Raw genomic sequence first — 18,427 nt, forward strand, 5'->3', positions numbered from 1 at the left:
AAAAGATGGAAATCCGCGGAATTGATCACATTGAGATGTTCGTAGGGGACGCCCGGCAGGCCGCCTTCTACTTCGGTACGGCGGTCGGCTTCCACCTCGGCGGCCAGGGCGGCCCGGAGACCGGCCTGACCGACCAGCGGTCCCTGCTGCTGCGCCAGGGCGCCATCCGGATGGTGCTCACCTCCGGACTGACCGCCGACCACGACGCGTCGACCTACGTGCAACGGCACGGCGACGGGATCGCCGTGGTGGCCCTCGAGGTCGACGACACCGCCGGGGCGTACGCCGAACTGGTCGGCCGGGGCGCGACGCCGCTGGCCCCGCCGCGTACCCTCACCGGCCCGGACGCCGAGGTGGTCGTCGCCGAGGTCGGCGGCTTCGGGGACGTGCGGCACCGGCTGGTGCAGCGCCGCGGCGACCGGGACGACTTCCTGCCCGGCGCGGTGGAGATGCTGCCCACCCCGCCCGGGGTGACCGCCGGCCCGCTCACCGACATCGACCACCTGGCGATCTGCGTGCCACCCGGTCAGCTGGACCGCACCGTCGCGCACTACCGGCAGGTGTTCGGGTTCGACCAGATCTTCACCGAGTACATCGAGGTGGCCGGGCAGGCGATGAACTCCACCGTGGTGCAGAGCCCGTCCGGGCGGGTCACCCTGGTGGTGCTGGAGCCGGACACCAGCCACCGGCCCGGACAGATCGACACCTTCCTCGCCCAGCACGCCGGGGCCGGGGTGCAGCACCTGGCGCTGAACACCGACGACATCGTCACCGCCGTCGAGGCGCTACGCGACCGGGGCGTCCGCTTCGCCTTCACCCCCGGCAGCTACTACGACGCCATCGAGGACCGGGTCGGTCGGCTCGACGCCCCGGTCGACAAGCTGCGCGAGCTGGGGGTGCTGGTCGACCGCGACCACGCCGGACAACTACTCCAGATCTTCACCGAGTCGATGCACGTACGCCGGACGCTCTTCCTGGAGCTGATCGAGCGCCGCGGGGCGCTCACCTTCGGCAGCGGCAACATCAAGGCGCTCTACGAGGCGAAGGAACGCGAGCTGGCCGCCACCGCGGCAGCTCAACAGAAGGTGGGGGCATGACCACGACCGAGATCACCACCGACAGGACCACCCTGACCCCGGAGGAGGAGGCGCTGCTTCCCACCGACGAGGAGGTGGCCCACTACGCCGAACACGGCTGGTACCTGTCGAAGAAACTGTTCACCGACGACGAGATCGACGAACTCGTCGCCGCGTCCGACCGGTACTACGACGGCGAACGGGACCGGCTGCTGCCCACCCGCCCACCGAAGCTGGCCTACTGGGAGCCGGCCAAGGGCGACGTGCAGCGGCACAACGACTACGTCCACCACGAACACGACGTGATCGGCCGGATCCTGCGCAAGCCGCTGGTCGGCGCGGTGGCCGCCCGACTCGCGCGGGCCGACGAGATCCGCGTCTTCCAGGCCACCATGATCTACAAGCCGCCGATCTCCGGGGAACCCAGCAACATCGTGCCCTGGCACTTCGACAAGCACTACTGGTCCTCGTCGTCGTCGGAGAAGATGCTCACCGCGTTCATCCCCTTCCACGACTGCGGCGAGGAGATGGGCACCATCACCATGGTCGACGGCTCGCACCGCTGGCAGGAGATCGGCGCCGACGACACCGTGGTCCGGCACTTCGCCGACCGCGACCGCGACCAGCTCGAGGAGATGCTGGCCGAGAACGCGGCGTACAACGACGCCGAGATCCGCAAGATCCCCATGGTGATCCCCAAGGGACACATGAGTTTCCACCACTGCCGCACCTACCACGGCAGCGGTGCGAACGTCAGCGGACGCCCCCGGCGGGCGATCTCGCTGCACCTGCAGGACGGCGACAACGCCTGGCGGGAGTTCCCCCTCTCCGACGGCAGCCTCGCCGCGTACAACCACGACGTGCTGGTCCGCCGCACCGCCGACGGGCGACCGGACTACGCCGACCCCGAATACTGCCCGGTCATCTGGCGCACGAGCGCCCAGCAAGGAGGCTGACAATGTCACGGTACGACTGGGGCAAGACCCACCCGGGGATCGAACGGCTCGAGCAGGCCGTCACCGCCCGCCGCGACCAGGTGGTGCAGCACCCGCTCTACGCCAACCTGGACACCCACGAGGCGCTGGTGACCTTCATGGAGCACCACGTCTTCGCCGTGTGGGACTTCATGTCCCTGCTCAAGTCGTTGCAGCGGCAACTCACCTGCGTCACCGTCCCGTGGATCCCCACCGGGCCGACCGGCAGCCGCCGCCTGATCAACGACATCGTCATGGTGGAGGAGAGCGACGAGCTCGGCGACGGCTACATCAGCCACTTCGAGCTGTACGTGCAGGGCATGGCCGAGGCCGGCGCGGACACCACCGCCATCGACAAGCTCATCGACCTGCTCCGGGCCGGCGGTACGGTGACCGACGCGCTGGTCGCCGCCGGGGTGCCCGCCGCGTCGGCGGCGTTCGCCGGCACCACCTGGCACATCATCGAGAACACCCCGGTGCACTGCCAGGCGGCGGCGTTCGCGTTCGGCCGGGAGGACCTGATCCCGGAGATGTTCGCCCAGGTCGTCGCGGTCAACGAGCGCAGCCAGAAGCTGAACAAGTTCGTCGACTACCTGGAGCGGCACATCGAGGTCGACGGCGAACAGCACACCCCGATGGCGATGCAGATGCTCGCCGACCTGTGCGGCGACGACGACACCAAGTGGCAGGAGTGCGCCGACACGGTCAACACCGCGCTGGCCGCCCGCGCCCGGCTCTGGGACGACATCCTCGCCGCCGTCAAGGAGGGCCGCGGCTAGTGACCGAGCCCGAGGCCGTCCGGCTCTACCGGACCGTACGGCTGATCCGGCGCTTCGAGGAGCGGGCGATCGACCTCGTCCGCTCCGGCGCGATCGTCGGCGGCATACACCCGTACCTCGGGCAGGAGGGCGTCGCGGCCGGTGTCTGCGGCGCCCTCCGCGCCGACGACATCGTCGCCGGCACCCACCGGGGCCACGGGCACGTGCTCGCCAAGGGCGCCGACCCGGCCCGGATGCTCGCCGAACTGTGCGGCCGGGCCAACGGTCTCAACCGGGGCCGGGGCGGGTCCATGCACGCCGCCGACTTCGGGGTCGGCGTGTACGGGGCGAACGCCATCGTCGGCGCGTCCGGGGCGATCATCACCGGCGCGGTGTGGGCGCTGCGCCGCCGCGGCGGCGACCAGGTCGGGGTGAGTTTCTTCGGCGACGGCGCGGTCAACGAGGGCATGCTGCTGGAGGCGTTCAACCTGGCCGCCCTGTGGCGGGTACCGGTGATCTTCGTGTGCGAGGACAACGGCTACGCCACCACCATGCCCGTCGACAGCGCGGTGGCCGGCACCGTCGCCGGCCGGGCCGAGGCGTTCGGCATCCGGTCCACCCTGGTCGACGGCCAGGACCCGGAAGCCGTCCGGGACGCCACCGCCGCCGCCGTGGACCGGGCCCGTGCCAGCGGGGCACCGGAGCTGATCGAGGCCCGCACCTACCGCTTCGACGCCCACCACACCTTCGAACACGCGGTACGCCTCGACTACCGCGACCCGGCCGAGGTGACCCGGGGCCGCTCCCGGGACCCGGTCACCATCCAGGGCGACCGGCTGCCCGACGAGGTCCGCGAACGCGTCGACACCGAGATCGAGGACCTGCTGGCCGGGGCGGTCGAGTTCGCCCTCGCCGGCCCGGAACCCGACCCGGCCGGCGCGCTGGACCACCTGTACGCGAGCGGGCTGGTCGCCCGGACGGGGAGCCACTGATGCCACGGCTGTCGTACCTCAAGGCCCTCAACCGGGCCCTCGGCGACGAACTGGCCCGCGACGACGACGTGTTCCTGCTCGGCGAGGACATCCGGGTCGGCGCGTCGAACGTCACCGCCGGGCTGTTCAAACGGTTCGGCCCGGACCGGGTGCTGGACACCCCGCTGTCCGAGCAGGCGTTCACCAGCTTCGCCACCGGCGCGGCCCTGGCCGGCATGCGGCCGGTGATCGAGTTCCAGATCCCGTCGCTGCTGTTCCTGGTCTTCGAGCAGATCGTCAACCACGCGCACAAGTTCCCGCTGATGACCGGCGGGCAGTGCGCCGCCCCGGTCACCTACCTGGTGCCCGGCTCCGGGTCGCGGACCGGCTGGGCGGGGCAGCACTCCGACCACCCGTACAGCCTCTTCGCGCACGTCGGCATCACCACCGTCGTGCCGGCCACCCCGGCCGACGCGTACGGGCTGCTGGTCTCGGCGATCCGGCACGACGACCCGGTGGTGGTGTTCGCCCCGGCCGGCGCGCTCGGCGTCCGCGCCGACGTGGACTTCGCCGCCCTCGCACCGGTGCCGCTCGGGGTCGGCGCGGTACGCCGGGCCGGCACCGACGTGACCGTGGTCGCCGTCGGGCACCTGGTGCACGACGCGCTCGCCGTCGCCGACGACCTGGCCGGCACCGTGTCGGTGGAGGTGTTCGACCCGCGCACCCTGTACCCGTTCGACTGGGACGGGCTGGCCGCGTCGGTGACCCGCACCGGCCGGCTGGTCGTGGTGGACGACTCCAACCGGTCCTGCGGCATCGCCGGGGAGATCATCGCCACCCTGGCCGAGCGGGGCGTGCCGCTGGCCGCACCCCCGGCCCGGGTCACCCGCCCGGACGGCGCGGTGCTGCCGTTCGCCCAGGCCCTGGACCGGGCGGTGCAGCCCAGCCGGGAACAACTCACCGCCGCCATCCACCACGTCACGAAGGACGGATGATGATCGACGCTACGTACGCCTGGCCGCCGGCCGGCCAGGCCTGGTTCGACCTGCCGGAGCCGGTCCGGGCGGCGATGGTGTCCGCCGGCGCGGACAACTGGGCGGAGATCTTCCACGGCCGGGCCACCTACAACAAGCAGTGGCGGCTGGCCCGGCCGCCGGTGCTGACCGCCGACAGCTACCGGATGCTGAACGAGGTGGCCCTGCGGCTGGCCGAACTGCTGCTGGAGGCCGCCCGCCGGCGGGCCGGCAGCACCGGCGAGCTGGCCGCCGTGCTCGGCGTGGACCCCGTCGACACCCGGATGCTGCCCACCGACGAGCCACTCGACGCGCACCTGCTGGCCGCCGTCCGCCCTGACGTGCTGCTCAGCGACGGGGTGCCGAGGATCGTCGAGTTCAACATCGACAGCAGCATCGGCGGGGTGCTGGACGCCGACACCGTCATCGAGCGGTTCACCCGGGTGTACGCCGAGCGGGGCGTCCTCGACGGCGTGCCGGTGCGGCCGGCACCGTCGGCGATGGACACCCGGTTCGCCGCGATCCGGGCCACCCTCGGGCTACCCGAGGGAGCCGTGGTGCCGCTGCTGCTGGACTTCGAGGCCGACTACCCCGGCCTGGACGACCCGGACCTGATGCGGCGGGTCCTCGCGCCGGTCACCGAGCGGGCCGCCCGGTTCGGGCTGGTGATGCCGATCGAGCCGGTCACCGCGGTCAGCGTCGCCGCCGACGGTGGCCCGCTGGTCTCCGGTCGGCCGGTCGACGGCGTGTTCCGGCTGTTCGTGCTCAACCGGGTCACCCGCGGGCCCGGCCTGGACGCCCTGGAGACCCTGGTGCTCTCGGGCCGGCTGCCCGCGTTCACCTCCGGGGCGGCCTGGCTGCTCGGCAACAAGCAGCTGCTGGCCTGGCTCTGGGCCGACCTGGACACCCTCGACGACACCGACCGGGCCATCGTCCGGCGGCACCTGCCCCGCACCGACCTGCTCACCGCCGACCTGTTCGACCGGGCCGTGGCCGACCGGCACGACCTGGTGTCCAAGCCCGCCGACGGGTCGGCCGGCGTGGACGTGGTGATCGGACGGGAGTCCGACGCCGACACCTGGGCCGAGGCGCTGCGCCGGGGCATCGACCGGGGCGGCTACATCCTCCAGGAGTACGCCCACGCCGACGTGGTCCCGATGGACTTCGTGCACATCGAGACCGGCGAGACGGTCACCGAGGACGTGCCGTACAGCATCGCCCCGTACCTGTTCGGCCGGGAGCCGGCCAACGCCTGCGTCCGGTCCGGGTTCCCCGGCTGCGAGGGCGTGCTGAACCTGGCCCGGGGCGTACTGCTGTCCGGCATCTTCCTCACCGACTGACAGCCCCACCCCGCCTTCCCTGACCAGGAGGTTCGTGTCCTCGTCGCGGCGGCGCCGGGCGCGGACCTCCTGATCGTCGAGGGTGTTCAGCGGGGGCGGGTGAGGTGGGCGGCCAGCCGGCGCAGCGTCTCGGCGGTGGCGACGGCGTCGCTGCGGGCGCTGCCGTGCCGGCCGTCGCTGCTGTAGATGGACGGGTCGGCGGTGAGCGGGTGGTCGGTCAGCGGCACGTGCAGGGTGCCGAGCCGTTCGGCGAGCCGCCCGGTGTGCGCCGACAGCAGCCGCATCCGTTCGCGTAGGCCGGGGCGGACCCGTTCGGGTACGGCCGGGCTGTGCGACACGTCGAACATGCCCACGGTGATCACGTCCGCGCCGGCCGCCTGCAACGCGGTGACCATCAGGGTGAGTTCGGTGTCGACCGCGTCCGGGTCGTACGCCGGGCGGAACGCGTCGTTGCCGCCGCAGACCACCAGCGCCAGGTCGGGGCCGAAGTCCAGCGCTGGGCGCAACTGTCCGGCGTGCACCTCGTGCGCCCGCAGCCCTCGCCGGCCCAGGTTCAGGTACGCCAGGTCGGGTGCGACGGCCCGCAGCTCGGCGGCGATCCGGTCGGCCCACTGGAGCCGGCTGTAGCCGTCGACCGGCTCGCACAGCCCTTCGGCCACGCTGTCGCCGAGCACCACGAACCGCCGCCACGGGTGGCCGGCGAGCAGCGTCGCGCTCTCCCCGTCGCGCAGGCAGTACGGATCGGTGGACTCGGTCAGCGTCGACGGCATGCCCGGCACCGTAGCCGATCACCAGGGTGCGGACCACCGGCCGTGCGGACGGTCGTGGATCTGCCGCGTCCCTTGTCGACCGGGCCGGGTATCCGTTTGGTGTACTGGCCGAATGGAGCTGTCCATAGACGCCGGGGACGTCCGGCTGCCCGGAACCCTGACCCTGCCCGCCGGGCCACCCCGCGCCGGAGTGGTGCTGCTGCACGGCGCGGGGTACGGCCACCGGTCCTACTTCCTGTACGAGCATCTGGCCCGGGTACTGCCGCCGCTCGGGATCGCCGTGCTCCGGTACGACCGGCGGCCGGTGGCGGCCGGGGACGTGCCGTTGGCGGTGCAGGCCGCCGACGCGGCGGCGGCCGTCGCCCGACTGCGGGCGGAGATCGGTGACCGGCCGGTCGGCCTGTGGGGCTGGAGCCAGGGCGCGTGGGCGGCCCTGGCTGCGGCGACCAGCACCGTCCCCGAGGCGGCCTTCCTGGTCCTGCTCTCCGCCTCCGGTGTCACGCCGGCCCGGCAGATGCGCTACGGCACCGCCGAGCAGCTCCGCCGGCACGGGTACGGCCCGGAACCGCTGGCCGACCTGCTCGCCCTGCGGACCACGGTGGAGGAGTACCTGCGTGGCCGGCTACCCCGGGACCGGGCCCAGGCCGAGGTCGACCGGTACGCGGACCAGCCCTGGTTCCCGCTGGCGTACGTCCGCCGGCACCTGCCCGAGCCCGGGGCCTGGACGGACATGGACCACGACCCGGCACCGACGATGGCCGCCGTGACATGCCCCGTCCTGCTGTACTACGGCGAGACCGACGAGTGGGTGCCGGTCGAGGAGAGCCTCGCCGCCTGGCGGGACACCGGGACGGCGGCCACCGTGTGCCGGCTGGCGGGCTGCGACCACGCGGCCACCCCGCTCGGCGGGACGACCATCGCCGAGATCAGCCCGACGTACTCGGCGACCCTGCGGGACTGGCTCACCGACCGGCTCGCCCGGTCGAGGTGACCGGCCCCGGGCGGGCGTTCGTACCCCGCCCACGACCGCCGCGAGGTCGACGCCACGGTCGGCGTCCTCCGCTCGACGGTGGCGTCCGCCGGGTCAGAGGACCCGGGTGACCTGCTCGGCGGCGGCCAGCGCGGCCCGCCGCTGCGGGGTGGTGTTGGCGCAGAGCACCACGGACGCGCCGACCGCCAGCGGCGCGAGCAGCCACGTCACCGGCTCGTCGTGGACGTCCGCGTCCACCAGGATCCGGTCGCCCGTGCGCAGCCCGAGCCGTTCGGCCACCCCCTGGGCGATCTCACCCCACTGCCGGTAGCTGGTGCCGTCGACGCTGGCCGCGTCCGACCGCCGGACCTCGGCCGTCGGCGGCGGGGCGGCGGCATGCCGGTCCAGTTCGGTGAGGAAGTCCAGGTAGCCGGTCGGCGGCGGCGGGGTGGGCGCTCCGACCGGGCCGAGGCCGAGGACGTACCGGTGGGTGGCCTCGGGTGGGTTGTCCAGCCAGTCGTCGACCCGGGGCCGGTGGACGAAGCTGGCGTCCAGCGCCGCGTCCGCGCCCGCACCGACCGGGGACAGCCCGGCGGTGGCCCGGCCCCGGAACGACACCGCCACCCCGGCCGCCCAACAGCCCATCAGCACCACGGCCGTCTGCCAGTGCGGCGGCAACAGCACGGCCGCCCGGTCGCCGGGGCGCAGCCCGCACCCGTCACGCAGCAGCCCGGCCGTCCGGGCCGCCCAGTCACCCAGCTCGACGGCGGTCAGCGCGGTGCGTTCACCGGTCGCGCCGTCGTGGTACGTCAGCAGGGGTTCGTCCCGGCCGGCACCAGCGCGCAGGCCGGTCCCGTCGATGGTGGCGGACAGGGTCATCGGAGCCTCCGAAGGACGCGGGTCGCGTACAGGGTCGACCCTATTGGCTGTCCGATCCTCCCTACCGGCGGGGCTTCACCATGACGGTCAGGATCAGCGCGAGGATGACGAGCGTCAGGATCAACCAGCCGATGTTGACAGCGAGACCGATCACCGCGTCTCGGGTACCTGGGATGATCAGCAAGATGACGACGCCGAGCAGGATCCCGCGCAGCGGTGACGGCTTCCTTCTGCCCGCCTTGTTCTCGTTCCCTGCCATCTCAGCAGCTCCCCTCGGGGTATGCCGGCAAGCGTCATCGGCCTGAAGAACGTTGCCTGCCGGTCGGTTCAGGCCGGGACGGTGGCCTTCTCGGGTCCGCCGACCGGGGCCGAGGGCGGCCGGGCGATCAGCGGTACGACGATCACGGCCAGGCACAACACCGCCGAGGCGACCAGGGCGGGGGTCAACCCGAAGGCCGTCACACCCCACCCGGCGAGCAGCGCGCCGGCCGGCAGCCCGGCGAACCCGATCGCCCCGGCCAGACCGATCACCCGGGTCTGCAACACCGGGGGCACCCGTTCGTAGAGGGTCACGCCGAGCAGCGGGTTGATCGCGGCCACCCCGATCGCGGACACGAAGGTGACCGAGGTGACCAGCACCAGGTCGTCGGTGGCGGCCATGGCGAGCAGCCGGGGTGTGCCGCACAGGGCCGCGCCGGCCACGAAGGTGGCGAACGGGGGCAGCCGGGGCCCCAACCAGGTGAAGATCACGCTGCCGAGCAGCGCACCCGCACCGAACGCGCCGAGCACCAGGCCGAGGCCGGCGGGGGAGTCCAGCACCTCGGCCACCCAGAGCGGCACGAAGACCGCGATGCTGGCGTTCGCCACCATGTTCAGCGCGAACACCACCAGCAGCATGCTGCGCAGCAACCGGTCGTCGCGGACGTAGCGGAAGCCGCCGCGCAGCGCCGCCCAGTAGCCCTCGCGGGCCGGGGCCGCGTCGCCGCCGGCCGGGGCGGGCAGCACCACCAGCAGCCCGATCAGCAGGGCGCACACCGCGAAGGTGGCCGCGTCGATCAGCAGCGCGGTGGTGGTGCCGAACCAGAAGATGAGCAGCCCACCGAGGCTCGCGCCGAGCAGCGTGACCACCCGGTTGAGCCCCTCGTACACGGAGGTGAGCCGGATCAGGCGTACCCCGGCGGCCTCGGCGGCCGGGCGCATCATCACGTGCTTGACCCGGTCGCCGATGCCGCGCAGCCCGCCGACCACCGCGACCAGCACCACCAGGGCTGCCAGGCCGAGCCAGGGGGCCACCGCCACCGCGACCATCCCGGCGGCGCTGGCGGCGTCGGCCACGACCGAGGTCCGCCGCAGCCCGACCCGGTCGGCCAGCGGCGCGGCCAGCGCGCTGGAGAGCAGGTACGGGATGGTCTCCGCCGCCGCGACCAGCCCCATCAGCGCCGGGCTGCCGGTGGTCTCCAGCACCAGCCAGGGGATCGCCACGATCGACACCCGGCTGCCCAGGGTGGAGATGATGTCGGCGGTGACCAGGGTGGCCAGTCGCGCCCTCGGGGTCACCCGCCGACGCCGATCACCCGGTGCGCGGCGGCGTGCCGGGCCCGCAGCGCGGGCTTGTCCACCTTGTTGGAGCGGTTCAGCGGCAACCGGTCCACGAACTCCACCTGCTGCGGGGCCCACAGGTCGCTCAGTTCCCGGGTCACCAGGTCGATCAGTTCCTGCTCGGTGACGGTCGCCGCCGGGTTCCGCACCACGTACGCGTAAGGGTCCTCCGCGCCGTCGTCGCCCGGTACGCCGATCACCGCCGCCGCGGCGACCTGCGGGTGCCCGGCCAGCACGTCCTCGACGGGGCGGCTGTAGATCGGCCAGGACCGCCGCTTGGTGAGGATCCGGTCGGCCAGCCGGTCCACGAGGTGGAGGTACCCGTCGGCGTCGAGGTGCCCGACGTCGCGGGTGCGGACCCACCCGTCGACCAGGGTGTCGGCGGTCAGCTCGGGCTGGCCGAAGTAGCCGACGAAGCTGAGTTTCGTGCGTACCCACACCTCGCCGTCGGTGCCGGCCGGCACCACCTGCCCGTCGGCGTCGCGGATCTCCAGGTCCACGTCGCCGTACGGTCGGCCGCAGGAGCGGAGCCGTTCCGGGTGCGCCGGGTCCTCGGTCAACTGCGGCAGCGCCGTGATGATCACCGCTTCGCTGAGCCCGTACACGATCCGCATGACCGGGCCGAACCGGGCGATGGCCTGGCGTAGCCGGGCCGGTGCGGCCGGGCCGCCACCGACGTTGAACATGAACATGTTCGAGAAGTCCGCGCCGGGCAGGGCCGGGTGGTCGAGCACCTCGTACAGCATCGGCGGGGTGAGGAAGGTGGAGTTGATCCGCTCCCGGTCGACGGTGGCGATGAACCGGGCCGGGTCCCAGTCGTCGGACAGGAACAGCACTCCGCCGGTGAACAGGTTGACCAGGGTGGTGACCTGGCCGCTGGCGATCCACATGGGGGAGTGGGACAGGTGCCGCAGCAGCGGCGCGCCGCTGCCCCGGATCGCCTCGGCGATGGCCAGGACCTGCCGGTAGAAGCTCTCCCGGTGGTGCACCAGCTTCGGCGTGCCGGTGCTGCCGCTGGTCTGGAGGAACGACTCCGGCGTCGGCACCCCGACCGGCAGCGCCTCCGGGCTGGCGGTCGATCCACCGGTTCCGCTGGCCGGTCCGCTCGGGGCGGCGGTCGGGTCGGTCGGATCGACGGTCGCGCCGGCCGGCCCGGCGGTCGGGTCGGGCGCGGTGAGGTCGGGGCCGTCCCCGGCACCGAGGCAGAGCACCGGCACCCCGGGCAGCGCGCCGGCCAGTTCCGCGCCGAGGCCGTCCGGGCGGCGGGCGTCGTAGACGAACACGTCGGGGCGGGCCAGCCGGACGAACTGGTCGATCTCCCGGCGGGAGGTGACCGGCGCGACCCACATCGACCGGCAGCCCAGCAGGTGCAGGGCGAGTTGCAGCAGTGGTGCCTCGACCACGTTGCCGGCCATCACCAGCACCGCCGCGCCGGGCCGGACCCCGTGCCGGAGCAGCCGGGCCGCCAGCGCCCGCACCTCGGCGGCCACCTCGCAGTAGGTGAGCCGTCGTCCGCCACCGACCAGCGCCTCCCGGTCGCCGAACCCGGTGAACAGCGCCAGGGCGTCGGAAACGTAGCTCGGCTGGTGCGCGGTCCCGTCAGACATGCGGCAACTCCCGTCCCGTCCAGGGTGGTCGTTCGGGTGCCCCGGATGCGCGCGGATGTGGCGCATCCGGGGGGAAGGATTCGGCGACGGGACGGCGCGCCGAGGTGCCGTCGACGGCCGCACCGCCGCCCGTCGAGCCTAGGTGGAGGGTGCCCGGACGGGCCAGAGCCGATCGTCGTCGGGTGCCGGCCGGGCAGTAGTTGATCATGCCGGTCCGGTTGATTGACGCCTGTAAACAGCGGGGCTAGGTTTCTGGACCATCGTCCAGGCGCTGCCGTCAGCGGACGGCCCTGGGCTGCCGATAATGGAGGTTCAATGTCGACCCCGAAACGATGGCAGGTCGTGGCCACCGCCACGGCGCTGCTGGTCACGGGTACTCCCGCGGTGGTGGCGAGTGCCGGACCGTCCACCGACGCCGCCAACCGCAACGACCGGTCGCGCGACGTGTGGGCGGGCACCTGGGCCGCCGCGGTCACCCGCGGCAACTCGGTCGGACTGACCAACAACGGGCTCAACAACCAGAGCGTACGGATGGTCGTGCACACCACCGTCGGTGGTGACCGGCTCCGCATCCGCCTCAGCAACATCTACGGCGAGCAGATCGTCAAGCTCGGCCGGGCCACCGTCGCCAAGCCGAACACCAGCACCCCGGACGACCTGTCCGACATCGACACCAGCACGGTGCGGGAGCTGACCTTCGGCGGCACCGCCACGGTGAACATGAACCGCGGCGGCGAACTGCTCAGCGACCCGATCGACCTGCCGGTCGGCGAGCAGCAGGACCTCGTCGTCACCCTGTACTTTCCGACCATCACCGGGCCGGTCACCTTCCACGGCCAGTCCCGGCAGACCACCTACATCGGTGCCACCGACCTCACCGGGGCGGCCGACGGCGCGGGCTTCACGGTCCGCCCCGACTGCTGCTGGTTCTTCCTCTCCGGCGTGGACGTCGAGCGGCGCAAGAGCCCCGGCTCGGTCGTCGTCTTCGGTGACTCGATCGGTGACGGCAACAAGGCCACCGTCAACGCCAACAAGCGCTGGCCGGACTTCCTCGCCGACCGGCTGATCGACACCCGCGCCGAGGTCCGCACCCCGGGCGTGCTCAACGCCAGCCTGGCCGGCAACCGCCTCAACCACGAGGGCACCGAACCGGGTGCGGGCGGCTTCCCCGGCTACTACGAGCTGGGGCCGAACGCCCTGGCCCGGCTCAACGAGGACGTCTTCGCCCAGACCGACGTGCGGACCGTCGTCACCCACCTGGGTATCAACGACATCTGGATGTCCGGTGACTCCGCCGAGAGCATCATCGCCAGCCTGCGCCAGATCAACCAGCAGGTGCAGCAGCGCGGCCTGACCAGCCTGGTCGGCACGCTCACCCCGTACGAGGGGCACGGCGCGGAGGGGGTCTGGACGCCGGCGAAGGAGGCCACCCGGCAGGCCGTCAACGCGTACCTGCGCAGCAGCACCGAGTTCGACGGCGTGATCGACTTCGACAAGGTGCTCCGCGACCCGGCGCAGCCGAGCCGGCTGCTGCCCGCGTACGACTCGGGCGACCACATCCACCCGAACGACCTGGGCAACCAGAAGATGGCCGAGGCGGTCTCGCTGCGGCTGCTCGGGCTCTAGCACCACCAGGCGGAAGCGGCGGGGTGACCCCCCGCCGCTTCCGGCCGTCTATTCCTGGGGAGGAAGCACCACCAGTGGACGTCCAGAGCATCCTGACCGGCCTGTACAGCGAGGCCGGTCGGCAGGACCCCTACCCGTACTACGCCCGCCTGCACCAGCTCGGCCCGGTCGCCGCCGTACCGGACCGGGGCGAGCACCGCTCGGTGACCGCCGTCGCGGTCGGCTACGACGCGGTCTCCCGGATCCTGCGCGACCCCGGCTTCTACAAGCAGGCCCCGCCGACCTGGCGCGACCACGAGGTGCTGCGTACGCTCCAGACCTCGATGATGTTCGTCAACCCACCCGACCACACCCGGATGCGGCAGGTGTTCGCGAAGACGTTCACCCCGCGTCGGCTGGGTGCGCTGGAACCGGTGGTGGCCCGGGTCGTCGACGCCCAACTGGACCGGATGGCCGAGCACGGTGCCGGCGGCGTCCCGGTCGACGTCGTCGCCGACTTCGCCCACCCGGTGCCGGCGCTGGTGATGGCGGAGTTCATCGGCATCCCCGCGCAGGACCTGGACTGGTACCGGCAGCGGGTGGAACGCATCGACGACTTCCTCGACGTGGCCGGCAAGACCGCGCAGCGGCTCGCCGCCGCCAACACCGCCGCCGACGAACTGCGCGCGTTCTACCGCGACCTGATCGCGCACCGTCGCCGCACCCCGGGCGATGACCTGGTCGGCGCGCTGGTCGAGGCGCTGGACTCCGGTGACGTCGGACTGACCGAGGACGAGCTGATCAGCAACCTGGTGGTGCTGTTCAACGCCAGCTTCGTCACCACCGTCTACCTGCTCAGCAACGGCCTGCCGCTGCTGCTGGCGCACCCGGACACCGCCGCCGCGCTGCCCGGTGACGACACCCTGGCCGCCGGCTGCGTGGACGAGATCCTGCGGATGCAGAACCCGGTGCACTTCCTGGCCCGCGCCGCCCCGGACGACGTCGACCTGGACGGGGTGAAGGTCGCCAAGGACGAGAACGTGCTGCTGCTGATCGCCGGCGCGAACCGTGACCCGGCCCGCTTCCCGGACCCGGACCGGTTCGACCCGCGCCGCGCCGGGCCGCCGTCACTGGCCTTCGGGCTCGGCCTGCACTACTGCCTCGGCGCGGCGGTGTCCCGGCTGGAGGGGCGGCTCGCCCTGCCCCGGCTGTTCGCCCGCTTCCCCGGGCTGGCCGTCGCCGAGCAGCCCACCTACAGCGGCAGCCTGTTCCTGCGCGGCATCGACAAGCTTCTCGTCACCACCGGCGGTTAGGAGACCAGACATGCCCCTCGACCCGCAGGTCGTGGCGTACCGGGCGCAACGCGCGGCGGCCGGCACGCCCCAGCTCTACACCCAGACCCTCGCCGAGGCCCGCGCCGCCGACCTGGCCGCGATCCGGGCCGGCGGCGGCGACGCCGAACCGGTCCACCAGGTACGCGACACGTCTCTGCCCGGCCCGGACGGCGACCTGCCGATCCGGATCTACCGCCCGGCCGGCGACGGGCCGCTGCCCACCCTGGTGTACTTCTTCGGCGGTGGCTGGACCCTCGGCAGCATCGACACCGCCGACGGCATCTGCCGACGCCTCGCCAACCTGGTGCCCTGCCAGGTGATCACCGTCGGGTACCGGCTCGCCCCCGAGCACAGGTTCCCCGCCGCCGTGCTGGACTGCCACGCCGCCACCGCCTGGATCGCCGCGCACGCCGACGCCCTCGGTGTCGACCCGGACCGGATCGCGGTGGGCGGGGACTCCGCCGGCGGCAACCTGGCCGCCGCGGTCACCCTGCTCGCCCGCCGCGACGGCACCCCGCCGCTGGCCGGGCAGCTCCTGGTGTACCCGAACACCAATTACCGCGACGAGACCGACTCGATGCGGACCTCCGACGACCCGTACCTGTTCAACCGGACGTCGGTCGGCTGGTACTGGAACCACTACCTGGCCGACCCGGCCGACGGGCGGAACCCGCTCGCGTCGCCGCTGCTCGCCGAGGACCTGGGCGGACTGCCGCCCGCCCTGGTGATCACCGCCGAGTACGACCCGCTGCGCGACGAGGGGGAACGGTACGCGCACCGGCTCCGCGAGGCCGGCGTACCGACCGAGCTGACCCGCTACGACGGCATGATCCACGGCTTCTTCGCCATGTCCGGGGTCCTCGACGGCGGTCGGCGGGCTCTCGACCAGGCGGCCGGCTGGCTCCGCGACCGGCTGGTCCACCCGGCCCCCGGACCGGACTCCGCCGGCCGCCAGCCGGTCGGCGCGAGGCGCGCCGATGACTGAGCGTGCCGCCACCACCGACCCGGCGACGGCGCGGCGACCCGACCCGGAGGCCGGCGGCGGGCGGTCCGCCGCCGTCCCGGGCCTGGGCGAGCCAAACAGCAGCGCGGACCAGGTGGTCTGCCTGGCCGACTTCGCCGAGCGGGCCCGCGCCGTGCTGCCCGCGCCGGTCTGGGACTACGTGCACGGCGGCAGCGGCGCGGAGACCACCCTCGCGGCGAACCGGACCGCCCTGGACCGGGTGGCGGTGCTGCCCCGGATGCTGCGCGGCGTCGGCACCCCGACGCTCGACACGACGCTCGCCGGCCGGCCCAGCGCGCTGCCGGCGGCGGTCGCCCCGATGGCGTACCAGAAGTTGCTGCACCCCGACGGGGAACTGGCGCTGGCCACGGCGGCCCGGACCGCGGGCGTCCCCTACGTGGCGAGCACCATCGGCAGTTGCCCGATCGAGGAGGTCGCCGCGACCGGCGCGGACGTCTGGTTCCAGCTCTACTGGCTGCGCGACCGGGCGCTGGTGATCGACCTGCTGGCTAGGGCCGAGGAGGCCGGTTGCAGCGCGCTGATGGTCACCGTGGACGTGCCGGTGCTCGGCCGGCGGCACCGTGACCTGCGCAACGCGTTCGCGCTGCCCGCCGGGGTGGTGGCCGCGAACCTGCCCGGCGGCCGCGACGACCTCGCCCACCAGGGGGTCCCGGGGGTGTCGGCGGTGGCCGCGCACACCGGGGCCGTCTTCGCGCCCGCCCTCTCGTGGGCCGACCTGGAGTGGCTGCGCGCCGAGACCCGGCTGCCGCTGCTGGTCAAGGGCATCCTGGACCCCCGGGACGCCACCCTCGCCGCGTCCGTCGGCGCGGACGCGGTGGTGGTGTCCAACCACGGCGGACGGCAGTTGGACGGCGCGCCGGCCAGCGTCACCATGCTGCCCGAGGTGGTGGCGGCGGTCGAGGGCCGCTGCGAGGTGCTGCTGGACAGCGGTGTCCGGGGCGGCACCGACGTGCTGCGCGCCCTGGCGCTCGGCGCGCGCGGGGTGCTGGTCGGCCGGCCGTTGCTCTGGGCGCTGGCGGTGGCCGGCCGGGACGGGGCCGAACGGGCGCTGGCGCTGCTCGCCGAGGAACTGCGGGACGCGTTGACCCTGGCCGGCTGCGCCGATCCGGCCGACGCCGCCGACCTGCGGACGCTGATCGGGGGCGGACGGTGACCGGCCCGGTGGAGATCGACGTGGCGGCCCTGCACCCGGCCCTGGACGACCCCGCGCTGAACTCGATGAACTTCCTCAACGAGATCGCCCAGCACTACCCGGACGCGATCAGCCTGGCCGCCGGCCGCCCGTACGAGGAGTTCTTCGACGTCGACGCGCTGCCCCGCTGGCTGGACCGGTTCCGCCGGCACCTCGCCGACGACCTCGGCCACGACCCCGGCCGGATCACCCGCACCCTGTTCCAGTACGGCCGGACCAAGGGCATCCTGCACGAGCTGATCGCCCGCAACCTGGCCCTGGACGAGCAGATCACCGTCGACCCGGAGGCGGTGGTGGTGACGGTCGGCTGCCAGGAGGCGATGTTCCTGGTGCTGCGGGCGCTGCGGGCCGGCCCCCGGGACGTGCTGCTGGCCGTCGCACCCACCTACGTGGGGCTGACCGGCGCGGCCCGGCTGCTGGACTTCCCGGTCCGGCCGGTGGCCGGCGGTCCGGCCGGGATCGACCTGGCCGACCTGCGCGCCCAGCTCGACCGGGCGCGGGCCGCCGGGGAACGCCCCCGGGCCTGCTACCTGATGCCCGACTTCGCCAACCCGTCCGGGGTCAGCATGAGCCTGGCCGACCGGCGTCGGCTGCTCGACCTGGCCGACTCCGAGGACCTGCTGCTGATCGAGGACAACCCGTACGGGCTGTTCCCGGCCGACGACGACGGCACCCGGCTACCCACCCTGAAGGCCCTCGACGAGCGGGCCCGGGTGGTCTACCTGGGCTCGTTCGCCAAGACCGTGCTGCCCGGCGCGCGGGTCGGCTACGTCCTGGCCGACCAGCGGGTCCGTGGCTCGGACGGCACGGTGGGGCTGTTCGCCGACCAGCTCGCCCGGATCAAGAGCATGGTCACCGTGAACACCTCGCCGATCGCCCAGGCGGTGATCGGCGGGCGGCTGCTGGAACACGGGTGCAGCCTGGTCGAGGCGAACGTCCGAGAGCGGGCCGTCTACGCCGGCAACCTGCGGCACCTGGTGGCCGGCCTGGCGCGGCGGTTCCCGGCCCCGTCCGAGGTGGGCTGGAACGTGCCCCGGGGCGGGTTCTTCGCGGTGGTGACCGTGCCGTTCCCGGTGGACGACGCCCTGCTCACCCGCTCGGCGCGGGAGTACGGGGTGCTGTGGACGCCGATGGCGCACTTCTACGACGACACGGCGGCGGTGAACGCGCTGCGGCTGTCGGTGAGCGTGGTCACCCCGGAGCAGATCGACCAGGGTCTGGACCGGTTGGCCGCGCTGCTCACCGACGAACTGGCGCGACGGAAGGTGTCGGTCTCCTGACGCCGGGTGCGACACGGGCCGGGCGTGCCCGGCAC

General features: G+C 73.2%; 17 protein-coding genes. 12 read left to right on the forward strand and 5 right to left on the reverse strand.

Annotation, left to right across the window (positions count from 1 at the left end):
* Positions 1–5: 5 nt before the first annotated feature.
* Genes hppD through PVK37_RS21345 form a run of 6 tightly spaced genes read left to right on the forward strand, consistent with a single transcriptional unit; the run spans position 6 to position 6,132 of the window.
* Positions 6–1,097 carry a 4-hydroxyphenylpyruvate dioxygenase gene (gene hppD / locus PVK37_RS21320; RefSeq protein ID WP_275029373.1) on the forward strand — a complete coding sequence of 364 codons (1,092 nt, stop codon included), beginning with the start codon at positions 6–8 and terminating at the stop codon, positions 1,095–1,097.
* Entirely contained in the window at positions 1,094–2,032 is a 939-nt protein-coding gene (locus tag PVK37_RS21325; protein ID WP_275029375.1) for a phytanoyl-CoA dioxygenase family protein, read from the forward strand. The genes hppD and PVK37_RS21325 overlap by 4 nt, the downstream gene beginning before the upstream one ends.
* A 2-nt stretch (positions 2,033–2,034) precedes the next feature.
* On the forward strand, positions 2,035–2,829 hold the full coding sequence (locus tag PVK37_RS21330) for a DUF3050 domain-containing protein (protein WP_275029377.1): 795 nt from the start codon (positions 2,035–2,037) through the stop codon (positions 2,827–2,829).
* On the forward strand, positions 2,829–3,800 hold the full coding sequence (locus PVK37_RS21335) for a thiamine pyrophosphate-dependent dehydrogenase E1 component subunit alpha (RefSeq protein ID WP_275029378.1): 972 nt from the start codon (positions 2,829–2,831) through the stop codon (positions 3,798–3,800). The genes PVK37_RS21330 and PVK37_RS21335 overlap by 1 nt, the downstream gene beginning before the upstream one ends.
* Positions 3,800–4,774: an alpha-ketoacid dehydrogenase subunit beta gene (locus PVK37_RS21340; RefSeq protein ID WP_275029380.1), complete on the forward strand. Its 975-nt coding sequence runs from the start codon at positions 3,800–3,802 to the stop codon at positions 4,772–4,774. The genes PVK37_RS21335 and PVK37_RS21340 overlap by 1 nt, the downstream gene beginning before the upstream one ends.
* Positions 4,774–6,132, forward strand: a complete 1,359-nt coding sequence (locus tag PVK37_RS21345) for a hypothetical protein (RefSeq protein WP_275035195.1) — start codon at positions 4,774–4,776, stop codon at positions 6,130–6,132. The genes PVK37_RS21340 and PVK37_RS21345 overlap by 1 nt, the downstream gene beginning before the upstream one ends.
* Before the next feature lie 86 nt (positions 6,133–6,218).
* Here the strand turns inward: PVK37_RS21345 and PVK37_RS21350 are convergent, their stop codons facing one another.
* On the reverse strand, positions 6,219–6,902 hold the full coding sequence (locus tag PVK37_RS21350) for an SGNH/GDSL hydrolase family protein (protein WP_275029382.1): 684 nt from the start codon (positions 6,900–6,902) through the stop codon (positions 6,219–6,221).
* A gap of 112 nt (positions 6,903–7,014) precedes the next feature.
* Here PVK37_RS21350 and PVK37_RS21355 point away from each other — a divergent pair, with 112 nt between their 5' ends.
* Positions 7,015–7,893 (forward strand): alpha/beta hydrolase, encoded by an 879-nt coding sequence (locus PVK37_RS21355; protein WP_275029384.1) that lies wholly within the window; start codon positions 7,015–7,017, stop codon positions 7,891–7,893.
* Between the two features lie 93 nt (positions 7,894–7,986).
* Here PVK37_RS21355 and PVK37_RS21360 read toward each other — a convergent pair whose 3' ends face one another.
* The 4 genes from PVK37_RS21360 to PVK37_RS21375 form a co-directional block, all read right to left on the reverse strand.
* The gene (locus PVK37_RS21360) at positions 7,987–8,751 is read right to left on the reverse strand and encodes a TIGR03089 family protein (protein WP_275029386.1); all 765 of its coding nucleotides are present in this window, start codon (positions 8,749–8,751) and stop codon (positions 7,987–7,989) included.
* 61 nt (positions 8,752–8,812) lie between these two features.
* Positions 8,813–9,010, reverse strand: a complete 198-nt coding sequence (locus tag PVK37_RS21365) for a hypothetical protein (protein ID WP_275029388.1) — start codon at positions 9,008–9,010, stop codon at positions 8,813–8,815.
* Positions 9,011–9,078: 68 nt separating this feature from the next.
* Positions 9,079–10,308, reverse strand: coding sequence for an MFS transporter (locus tag PVK37_RS21370; RefSeq protein ID WP_275029389.1), 1,230 nt, complete (start codon positions 10,306–10,308; stop codon positions 9,079–9,081).
* Entirely contained in the window at positions 10,305–11,957 is a 1,653-nt protein-coding gene (locus PVK37_RS21375; protein ID WP_275029391.1) for a class I adenylate-forming enzyme family protein, read from the reverse strand. Before PVK37_RS21375 ends, PVK37_RS21370 begins: the two co-directional genes overlap by 4 nt.
* 342 nt (positions 11,958–12,299) lie before the next feature.
* On the opposite strand from PVK37_RS21375, the gene PVK37_RS21380 reads away from it, so the two are divergent.
* The 5 genes from PVK37_RS21380 to PVK37_RS21400 all read left to right on the forward strand — a co-directional run bounded on the left by PVK37_RS21380 (position 12,300) and on the right by PVK37_RS21400 (position 18,392).
* Positions 12,300–13,583, forward strand: coding sequence for an SGNH/GDSL hydrolase family protein (locus PVK37_RS21380; RefSeq protein WP_275035196.1), 1,284 nt, complete (start codon positions 12,300–12,302; stop codon positions 13,581–13,583).
* 74 nt (positions 13,584–13,657) lie between these two features.
* Positions 13,658–14,875: a cytochrome P450 gene (locus PVK37_RS21385; protein WP_275029392.1), complete on the forward strand. Its 1,218-nt coding sequence runs from the start codon at positions 13,658–13,660 to the stop codon at positions 14,873–14,875.
* Between the two features lie 10 nt (positions 14,876–14,885).
* Positions 14,886–15,881 carry an alpha/beta hydrolase gene (locus PVK37_RS21390; protein ID WP_275029393.1) on the forward strand — a complete coding sequence of 332 codons (996 nt, stop codon included), beginning with the start codon at positions 14,886–14,888 and terminating at the stop codon, positions 15,879–15,881.
* Positions 15,874–17,073: an alpha-hydroxy acid oxidase gene (locus PVK37_RS21395; protein ID WP_275029394.1), complete on the forward strand. Its 1,200-nt coding sequence runs from the start codon at positions 15,874–15,876 to the stop codon at positions 17,071–17,073. Before PVK37_RS21390 ends, PVK37_RS21395 begins: the two co-directional genes overlap by 8 nt.
* On the forward strand, positions 17,016–18,392 hold the full coding sequence (locus PVK37_RS21400; RefSeq protein WP_423791097.1) for an aminotransferase-like domain-containing protein: 1,377 nt from the start codon (positions 17,016–17,018) through the stop codon (positions 18,390–18,392). Before PVK37_RS21395 ends, PVK37_RS21400 begins: the two co-directional genes overlap by 58 nt.
* The last annotated feature ends 35 nt before the right edge of the window (positions 18,393–18,427 follow it).

The sequence above is a fragment of the Micromonospora cathayae genome (assembly GCF_028993575.1).
Lineage (GTDB): Bacteria > Actinomycetota > Actinomycetes > Mycobacteriales > Micromonosporaceae > Micromonospora > Micromonospora cathayae.